The sequence below is a fragment of the Streptococcus sp. k-628 genome (assembly GCF_013277475.1).
In the GTDB taxonomy this organism is placed as follows: domain Bacteria; phylum Bacillota; class Bacilli; order Lactobacillales; family Streptococcaceae; genus Streptococcus.
On sequence record NZ_VMMZ01000006.1, the window covers coordinates 1 to 8,934 of the forward strand.

General features: G+C 39.9%; 10 protein-coding genes. All 10 read right to left on the reverse strand.

Annotated features, from left to right (window positions below):
• Positions 1–258: 258 nt before the first annotated feature.
• Positions 259–2,805: a M1 family metallopeptidase gene (locus HT730_RS00825; RefSeq protein WP_173306512.1), complete on the reverse strand. Its 2,547-nt coding sequence runs from the start codon at positions 2,803–2,805 to the stop codon at positions 259–261.
• 122 nt (positions 2,806–2,927) lie between these two features.
• Positions 2,928–3,368, reverse strand: a complete 441-nt coding sequence (locus HT730_RS00830; protein WP_173306513.1) for an ASCH domain-containing protein — start codon at positions 3,366–3,368, stop codon at positions 2,928–2,930.
• Positions 3,343–4,212: a putative PEP-binding protein gene (locus HT730_RS00835; RefSeq protein WP_173306514.1), complete on the reverse strand. Its 870-nt coding sequence runs from the start codon at positions 4,210–4,212 to the stop codon at positions 3,343–3,345. Before HT730_RS00835 ends, HT730_RS00830 begins: the two co-directional genes overlap by 26 nt.
• A gap of 38 nt (positions 4,213–4,250) precedes the next feature.
• Positions 4,251–4,979 (reverse strand): GNAT family N-acetyltransferase, encoded by a 729-nt coding sequence (locus tag HT730_RS00840; RefSeq protein ID WP_173306515.1) that lies wholly within the window; start codon positions 4,977–4,979, stop codon positions 4,251–4,253.
• Between the two features lie 7 nt (positions 4,980–4,986).
• A complete protein-coding gene (locus HT730_RS00845) occupies positions 4,987–5,466 on the reverse strand; it encodes an NUDIX hydrolase (protein WP_173306516.1) in 480 nt (159 codons plus the stop codon).
• Positions 5,467–5,475: 9 nt separating this feature from the next.
• Entirely contained in the window at positions 5,476–6,174 is a 699-nt protein-coding gene (locus HT730_RS00850; protein WP_173306517.1) for a 3-oxoacyl-ACP reductase, read from the reverse strand.
• The gene (locus HT730_RS00855) at positions 6,167–6,403 is read right to left on the reverse strand and encodes a DUF2829 domain-containing protein (protein ID WP_173306518.1); all 237 of its coding nucleotides are present in this window, start codon (positions 6,401–6,403) and stop codon (positions 6,167–6,169) included. Before HT730_RS00855 ends, HT730_RS00850 begins: the two co-directional genes overlap by 8 nt.
• A gap of 99 nt (positions 6,404–6,502) precedes the next feature.
• Positions 6,503–7,429, reverse strand: coding sequence for an aldo/keto reductase (locus HT730_RS00860; RefSeq protein ID WP_173306519.1), 927 nt, complete (start codon positions 7,427–7,429; stop codon positions 6,503–6,505).
• 72 nt (positions 7,430–7,501) lie between these two features.
• Positions 7,502–8,317, reverse strand: coding sequence for a hypothetical protein (locus HT730_RS00865; RefSeq protein WP_050242409.1), 816 nt, complete (start codon positions 8,315–8,317; stop codon positions 7,502–7,504).
• Between the two features lie 3 nt (positions 8,318–8,320).
• On the reverse strand, positions 8,321–8,641 hold the full coding sequence (locus HT730_RS00870) for a PadR family transcriptional regulator (protein WP_050242408.1): 321 nt from the start codon (positions 8,639–8,641) through the stop codon (positions 8,321–8,323).
• Positions 8,642–8,934: the final 293 nt, after the last annotated feature.

Below are 8,934 nucleotides of genomic sequence, written 5' to 3' on the forward strand. Positions count from 1 at the left end.
GTTGAGTAAAGGACTGTTTCCATAACCATACCTCATTTTACCTCTTTTCCACTATTATACACAAAAAGAAAGAAATTGTCAGGAACTTGTACAAGATTTTCTTTTCTATCTATTTATACTCAATGAAAATCAAAGAGCAAACTAGGAAGCTAGCCGCAGGCTGTACTTGAGTACGGTAAGGCGACGCTGACGTGGTTTGAAGAGATTTTCGAAGAGTATTACATGAGATAGATGAGTTTTCTTTTATTTTAGGCTTATTTATGCATTTCCGTATTGAAGAACGACTGCTTCCACCGCAGCTTTTTCACGGTTAATCAAGTCAACACGCGCTGCAATCTCCTTGATTCCCATACCGATGTTACGGCTAAGAGCAAGGTCAGAAAGTTGTGGCTCAAAGAATTCCTTGTACTCTGCCAAGCGTTGCTGAGTCTTAAATACGTGTGCAGGAAGGATAACAAAGCTATCAAAGCTCATATCTCCTCCAAGGGCTGCCTTAATCCAAGCCCAGTTTTCACGCGCCCAAGACCAAGCTGTTTCCTGAGTTGCTTGGTGAGCTAGGAATTGGTAATACCAAGCAGACAAGTCCTGTGGTTTCACCACAAATTTGTCCTTCCAAGCAGCAATCAAGGTTTGGATATTGTCCGCATCTTTACTATAGGCAAGAGCAGCTGCCAACTGACGTTTAAAGACAGCATCTGTTGCATGAGTATAAGTATCAAGATAAAGTGCTAACAAGTCTTTGGTCTCATGATGTTTCATCTCATTGATAAGGACTTGTGAGCGAATAGCTGCTGGAAGTCCTGCAAGCTGATCCTTGTGGGCTGCGAAGATTTGGCTAGCGACTTGACTAGCTTCTGCATTATTTGAGCGAATCATCATAGAAACAGCCAACTGACGAACCAATTCATCCTCATCTGATTCTCCGTCTTTAGCTTCAAAACCAAGACGGTCATAGTTGTGACGAGCCAATTTAGCAACCAAGGCTTTGAAGGCTCTTTCAGCTTCTGTTCCTTCATCGATAAAGCGCTCAAGAGCAGAAATTACTTCAGAAACAGCTGAAACGACAAGGTAAGATTCTTCCTTAGCAAGTTTATCAAGAACTGGGAGCAAGTCTGCATAAGAAATTTGTCCTGCCTCAGCAAGCAAACGACGTTCTTGGACGATTTGCAGTTTACTTGTGTTATCAAGCTCAACTAGGTTAGCAAGAACTGCATCCAACAAATCTCCTTGATAGTCGGTAATGTAGTGGGCTGTATTTTCAGTATTGAAGCGAAGAGCTCCTTCATTTTCAGCAAGAAGAGCTGCGTAGCCTGGAATTTCGATGCTTTCAGTTTCAAGTGTATCAGGCAAGCCTTTCCAGTTGCTATTGAGTGGCACCACCCAGAGACGGTTCTTATCTTCGTGCTCACCTATAAAGAATTGTTTTTGTGAAATCTTCAAGACATCATTTTCAACTTTGACAGTAAGAACTGGGTAACCAGGCTGTTCCAACCAAGAATCCATGAAGGCTGCGACATCACGTCCTGACGCTTGACCAAGGGCATCCCAAAGGTCACTACCAATGGTGTTGCTGTATTGGTGTTTTTCAAAGTAAGCGTGCAAACCTTTAGCAAAATCAGCATCACCTAGCCAACGACGAAGCATGTGCATGAGGCGACTTCCTTTGGCATAGACGATAGCTCCGTCAAAGAGCGTATTGATTTCGTCTGGATGTTTAACTTCGACATGGACAGACTGAACACCATCAGTCGCATCACGTTTCAAGGCAGACGGAACACCACCTGTTTGGAAATCTTCAAAGATATTCCAGCTTGGTTCAATAGCATCCACACAGACGTATTCCATCATGTTAGCAAAGCTTTCATTGAGCCAAAGGTCATCCCACCATTTCATAGTAACAAGGTTACCAAACCATTGGTGAGCCAATTCATGGGCCACAACAAGGGCAACTTGTTGACGGCTGGCAAAGGTAGAGTTCTCATCCACAACCAAGTATACTTCACGATAAGTTACAAGACCCCAGTTTTCCATAGCTCCAGCTGAGAAGTCAGGAAGGGCGATGTGGAGAGATTGAGGGATCGGGTACTTAACTCCATAGTAATCTTCGTAAAACTCGATAGAGCGAACAGCGATGTCCAGTGAGAAATCAAGGTTAGATAGTGGGTGGGCTTTGGTTGAGTAGACACCTACAAGGGTACCGTTTTTAGTTTTAGCCGTCACACCTTGCAAATCACCCGCAACAAAGGCCAACAAATAAGAAGACATGCGAGGTGTTGTCTCAAACTTCCAGATACCTGTTTCCTTGCGGTTTTCAACATCGATTTCTGGCATGTTAGACAAGGCCAATTCACCTTCTACTTGGTCAAAACGTAGAGAAAGGTCAAAAGTTGCTTTGGCTTCTGGCTCATCCACACATGGAAAGGCTTCGCGCGCAAAATGGCTCTCGAACTGAGTAGACAAGACTTCCTTCTTGACTCCATCAACTGTGTAATAAGAAGGGTAAATCCCTGTCATGTTGTCTGTGATTTTACCAGAAAAGGTAAGAACCACTTCAACTTGACCAGCCTCAGCCAATTCGATATGAAGGGCTTCATTGTCATGGTCAACTGTAAATGGACGAGCTTGACCTGCAACTTCTACAGAAGCGATTTCCAGGTCTTTTTGGTGGAGGGAAATACGGTCACTCTGTGCTTGACCAGTGATGGTCACCTTCCCTGAAAACGTCTTGGTCTCACGACTCAAGTCTAAAAATAAATCATAATGTTCAGGAACAAATTGCTTAATAAAATGTTCAACTGCTTGCATAGTTTTCTCCTATTCTAAGTTTAAGAGCTGCTGCTCTTCTTCAAACAAACTTATTATAACATGTTTTGCCTAAGAAAAAAGGATTGGACGGTGATTTCTAAAACTTTCTTCCGTCTAACAGTCTACAGAGGGTAGACCTTGCGAAATTCTTCTAAAACAACTTTGCTGTCAGGTGTAAAAGTCAGTCCTGCTTCTCTCAACCACTCGGCGAAACAATCCTCATGAACCTGACGCCAATAGGCAAGTGATTTGTCACCTTCACCTTCCTTAAAGGCATGATCAGCCGAAACTTGACTGAAAGGCTGAACGGAAACCTTTGTAATTTCGACAATACAGACAGCCTGATTTCGACTATCTAAAATGACATCAAAAGTTCCTTCTTGAGGAAGAGACTCGGCTTCTAGTGCATAGAGGTCGTAGGCTGATGCTGTTGCCGTCTTTTCGCCTCTTAAAACCAAATCTGCCAAGAGATCGGCTTCCACTCCAAAAGCCCAAGCATCGATTTCATCTCCGATCGAAGGATTGATTTGCTTGTATTTATTCCACATTTCTTGCGGTGTCATGGGTGCTCCTTTGTAATTTTTTACTTTCTTCTTTTATGTGTTTGAGATGATCTGGATGGTCAATCTCTAAATCAAAAATCTCTGGAATAGAACTATAGTGAATAATGCACTTGATACCCATCTGATTCATTTTTTGTATGAAAGAAGTATTCAGATAACCTGCTACAGCAAAATCAATCTTTTTCGCCCTTGCTTTATCCTGCATCTGTATCAACATATCTACCATTATTGGACTTTCCATATCATGCCATTGACTGTTTCTCACAGTCGCAAAAATAAAAGAAGTCAAATCATTCATTCCAACTACAATCTTTGAAATACCCGTTTCCAGTATTCTGTCCAAATCAAAATACGCTGACGGTAATTCAATCATCGTGCCGACTTTCCCAGTAAAACCCTGCTGACGCAATACTCTAATAGCTTGCTTTAACTGCTCAGCATCATTGACAAAAGGAAAAATAAGAGACAGATTGGGATTGTTTTGATAAACTTCTGTAACGACATTTGCTTCAGCCTGAAATTCATTCGGACATGCCAGTAAACGCCTCGTTCCTCTATAACCAAACAAAGGATGGCGTTCATCAAAATACTCTTTAGTCCCCTTTAGACAATTAGCTTCTGTATTCGTTAATTCAGAAAAACGATACCAAACTTCTTCATCTGAGTACAAGGAGCAGATTGTGTCTAGATAATCTTTTACAAATTCCTGACAACTTGGTAATAGGATGTTTTGATTGAGCTCTCTCAACAAGTATTCCCCACGAATCATACCAACATGATGAAATAGTTGTGGGTAAACTTTTTCATCAAGTTTTTCGCCACTAAGAGCAAGTTGATTTTTCATCATTCACCTCATCTTAAAAGATACAATATCATATATAATTATATGAAATTTTCCTCTAGTTCAAAAGCTTCATAAGGTTCAGCTAACTCATATCCTAAAAATTCTGCTACTTTTTTGGAAGCCTCGTTATGAGCATCCCAAAGTGGAAACATATCTCTATTTAAACTCTCTAGAATCATTGCAGCACCAAGCTTTTTAGCAAATCCATTTCCTTGTTCGTTTGGTCTAGTTGCAACTTCCACTTCAACTGCTTCACTGTAAACTAACCCTGAGGAAATCCCAGCAATCAGTTCATTATTTTTAAGAATCACAAAGCCAAATCCACCTTTTAAAACAAAATCCTGATAGGACTCAAAATCCCCCTGTAAATCCTGTGACCATTCTTCCGTAGAAAAGCAGTTATAAATATGATTATCAATAGGCACAATATTGTAATCTTCCTCTAAATGAGTAACTAGATCATTTAGAAATTTAACTTGAAAATTTGCCTTATCTTTAAAAGAATAGCGAGTAAAAGAATTTAGCCCCACTTTCCGATGCAGAAAATCTTGCCAATTAGTATTTTCTGAAATAATAATCTTATAATCTAAACCATATTTTCTAACAAAATCTTCCCAAAATCTGGAATCCAACTCCCCTGCTAGGTATAGAAAATTCCCAACATCATAAAAGCTTGTTGTCCTATCATTGTTTCGGTAGATAGTTCCAATTTGAGATTTAAGACCATAGAGAACCATATTTTTCTTCCATGTTTTAAATAGTTCCATTATCCCCCTACTTCACCTTCCAATTCATGTAAGAGGTCTTGTCCAATTCTGGAAATCCTAATAATTCAGACTTAACCTTCAAGACTAATGGCGATGCATTTTCTTCTGTGATCTCTTGAATATCCATCCAAATATATCCAAGTGAATCATTCGCACCATCAGACACAGCTTCCGAAATTGTAACTAGAGGTACACTCTCATTCATTTCAACATCATACAAGGCCATGATATGGTGAACCATAAAATTTTTTAACTCTTCCCTGACGAAAACATCGTAGATTCGAGGATTAGAGTAGCTTCTAACAGTAAATCCCGTCTCTTCCATAACTTCTCTAGTCAGCGTTTCCGTCAGTCCTTCACCAAGTTGCTGACTGCCTCCAGGTAGGTCATACCGATGTTGATAAGGGCCTCTCGTTTTTTCAATGCAGAGTAACTTTCCATTTTCAAAGCAAACAGCGTAGACTCCAAAGTGTCTTTTGATTTCCATCAGATCCTCCTACTTCAAAGACCAGCCACCATCTATTGCCAAAATTTGTCCTTGCATGGCGCTCGCTTTTCCACTTGCTAAGAAAAGGCTGATCTCCGCTACTTCTTCTGGTTCAATCCAGCGCTTGATTGGTGTTTCACTAGCCACCCAGTCAGCCAATCCACCTGGCTCAAAATCCGCAGCGGTCATAGCCGTCTTGACTGCTCCTGGAGCGATACCAAAGACCTGGATCCCAGCTTCAGCATAGTCTAGAGCCAACTGCTTAGTAAATCCAGCCAAGGCGTGCTTCGAAGAAGTATAAGCGTGTCCACCACCGCCTGCTAGGCTAGAAGCAATGGAACACATATTGATGATGATTCCCTTTTTATTTTCCAGCATTTGTGTCAAATAATAACGAGTCAACTCAACAGGAGTCACATAGTTGATTTCAAAAATCTCTTGAATTTCCTGCGCTGTTTGATCCAAAAGGGGTTTGTAATCATCTAAAACTCCCGCAGTATTGCACAAAACATCAATCTGAGGACACCAATCAAAAATAGGCTCTAAGTCCAAGGTCAAATCTCTCTGTAAAAAGTAGAAATCACCATCTAAAACTGGATTTTCTCCTTGATCCACACCATAAACTTGATAGCCCTTCTCTAAAAAAAGGCGAGCCTGAGCCAATCCGATACCTGAACTCACTCCTGTAATGAGTACACGTTTAGTCATGCACTTCTACCCAATCCGTCGCCAAAACATCACAAGGTGTCGGGCTCCACATGGAAAAACCTTCTCCTTCTCCAGATACGTTGATTAGGAAATAAGGTGTCACTTCAAGTGCAAGCCCATTTTGCTCGATGGTATCAAAGAGTTGGACATAGTTTTCCGCACCTCCCCAACCAATTCGTACATATTTTCTCTTAGCCTTTAACCCAGGCAGGATCTCTTCAAATGTCATGTTATTCTCCTTTAATATCAATAATTCTCCCCTTCATTATAACAAAAAAACCGCTTTAAAACGGCTTTTTGACTGTGATTTATTTACATCTGCTTCTACTTACGGCAAATTATTCCCTGCTGCAAGATAAATTTCATACCATTCTTTTCTTGTTAAGCTAAAGTTTGCCGCTTGGCTAACTTCTCTCAAGTGCTTAGTATTGGTTGTTCCTACCACTGCCTGCATTTTTGCTGGATAACGCAATATCCAAGAAATGGCAATAGTTGAAGGGGTTACTCCATATTTAATAGCTAAGCGATCAAGTACTTGATTTAAATCTTGAAATTTCTCATTTCCAACAAAATTCCCTTTAAAATACCCGAATTGTAAGACAGACCATGCTTGAATGACCACATCGTGTAATTTGCAATATTCAAAAATGCTGCCATCTCGCATAGTTGCTTGACTATCTTCCATATTAACATGAAAACCTGATTCGAATCCTGGAGTAAAAGCCGCACTCAATTGTAGCTGATTAACAGCTAACGGCTGATTGACATCTTTTTTAAGTAACTCCATCATCATAGGATTTTGATTAGAAACTCCAAAATTTCGAACCTTACCTTGTTTATAAAGGAAATCAAAGGCTTCTGCTACTTGGTCAGATTCCATCAAAGCATCTGGTCGATGAAGAAGCAAGCTATCTAGATGATCAATCTTCAATCTTTGCAAAATTCCGTCTACAGATTTTATAATATAGTCCTTAGAAAAATCAAAATAGGTAAATTCTTCCATGCGAATTCCACATTTTGACTGAATCCACATCTCTTCTCTTAAATCTGGACGATTTTTTAGGACAAGACCTAACAGTTCTTCACAACGACCACGACCATAAATATCAGCCAAGTCAAAGGCATTGATTCCAACAGAAAGTGCTGTTTCTACAAGCTCTTCAACTTCTTTTACAGACTTATCTTTTATTCTCATCATTCCGAGAACAATTTCTGATAATTCTTTGTCATCTTGACCAAGAGTTATGTATCTCATCAAATTTTTCTCCTTTGATTCTACATTCTTCATTTAATTATAACAAAAAACCGCTTTGCAACGGCTTTTTGACTATATTTCACTCCATTTTATCTTCTTAAACCCACGGAACAAGAGAAAAATGCCAATAAAAAGAACAGCTAAAGGAATGAATTTTGTAAGAAAAACATTTGAAATTCCCATCCACTCATAGTAACGGAGCAGAGAGCCTACCACAAGATGGGCAACAATCATACTGACAAAGGGACGAAAAATCGCTTCTTTCCAATTCCAAATACTGATGACTAGAGAAAGCGTAAAAACAAGGAAACTATCCCAGGGAGCAGGAAGATAAAATGCTCCTTCTTGTACAAAACTTCCTATTCCTACATATCCCAGAACAACTAGCAGAACAAGAATCCCAACGACAATATAGGTGCCAATTTTCATCTTAGGAGAATCTTGGACTAGCCCCCAACGTAAGATTGTGGCCACAAGAGCAAATCCAATCAGAAAAAGAAGAAGTTGCCCTAAAAAAGTAAGCAAATTGACTGTTAAGAGAGGACCTTTAGAAAAATCACCCAGTAGATGATAGTAACGTAATATCGCTAGGACAAAAATTGGCGTCAAAAGGGACTCCTTGATAGAACTGCGTGGTGCTTCCTTGAGAATCTCTTTCATTATTTTTTTAGGATTCTTACCTAGATAATCCTCTGCACTCATGCCATCTCGTTCTACTTCTGAGAAATCTAACATCATCAAATAAATCTGCTCTCTGAGATAGTCTTCATCATAGAGAAATCCAGCAAGATTAAAACTATCCCACAGTTCCTCAAAATACTGCTGATTCTCCTCAGAAAACTCATGCAGCAAAGCGCTTGTTTCTTCGTAATACTTCATTTTCTTCATTGTTTAACCCCCATTCTTAATTCCTTCTACTTTTTGACTCAAATCGTCCCATTGTTTCCAAAAGACCGCGACACGCTCTTCTCCTTCTTTGGTTAACGAAAAATACTTCCGATCTGGACCATCTGGCGACGGGCGCATGTCGCCTCTTATCCATTGATTTTTTTCTAACTTTTGCAACAAAGGATAAATAGTTCCTGGAACGATAGTGTCAAATCCAGCCTCTCGCAAAGTCTGAACCAACTCATAACCATACCGCTCTTTTTGACCAATCATATCCAAGACACAACCTTCAAGAACACCTTTTAATAGTTGAGTTTCTTTCATCCCTTCTCCCTTCTAATCTATTCTGTAATACCTACTAGTAGACCCACCTATAGTATACCACTTCCACACTAGTTTGTAAAACAAAATAGTTAACACTCTTCGAAAATCTCTTCAAACCACATCAGCGTCGCCTTACCGTATATATATGTAACTGACTTCGTCAGTCTTATCTACTACCTCAAAACGGTGTTTTGAGCTGACTTCGTCAGTTCTATCCACAACCTCAAAACAGTGTTTTGAGCTGACTTCGTCAGTTCTATCTACAACCTCAAAGCAGTGTTTTGAGCAACCTG

What these genes read in the sequence shown, in the direction of transcription:
- HT730_RS00835 (WP_173306514.1), bottom strand. Translation starts at nt 4,212, where the DNA reads ATGAAAAATCAACTTGCTCTTAGTGGCGAAAAACTTGATGAAAAAGTT.
- HT730_RS00855 (WP_173306518.1), bottom strand. Translation starts at nt 6,403, where the DNA reads ATGACATTTGAAGAGATCCTGCCTGGGTTAAAGGCTAAGAGAAAATAT.
- HT730_RS00850 (WP_173306517.1), bottom strand. Translation starts at nt 6,174, where the DNA reads ATGACTAAACGTGTACTCATTACAGGAGTGAGTTCAGGTATCGGATTG.
- HT730_RS00825 (WP_173306512.1), bottom strand. Translation starts at nt 2,805, where the DNA reads ATGCAAGCAGTTGAACATTTTATTAAGCAATTTGTTCCTGAACATTAT.
- HT730_RS00840 (WP_173306515.1), bottom strand. Translation starts at nt 4,979, where the DNA reads ATGGAACTATTTAAAACATGGAAGAAAAATATGGTTCTCTATGGTCTT.
- HT730_RS00860 (WP_173306519.1), bottom strand. Translation starts at nt 7,429, where the DNA reads ATGAGATACATAACTCTTGGTCAAGATGACAAAGAATTATCAGAAATT.
- HT730_RS00845 (WP_173306516.1), bottom strand. Translation starts at nt 5,466, where the DNA reads ATGGAAATCAAAAGACACTTTGGAGTCTACGCTGTTTGCTTTGAAAAT.
- HT730_RS00865 (WP_050242409.1), bottom strand. Translation starts at nt 8,317, where the DNA reads ATGAAGAAAATGAAGTATTACGAAGAAACAAGCGCTTTGCTGCATGAG.
- HT730_RS00830 (WP_173306513.1), bottom strand. Translation starts at nt 3,368, where the DNA reads ATGACACCGCAAGAAATGTGGAATAAATACAAGCAAATCAATCCTTCG.
- HT730_RS00870 (WP_050242408.1), bottom strand. Translation starts at nt 8,641, where the DNA reads ATGAAAGAAACTCAACTATTAAAAGGTGTTCTTGAAGGTTGTGTCTTG.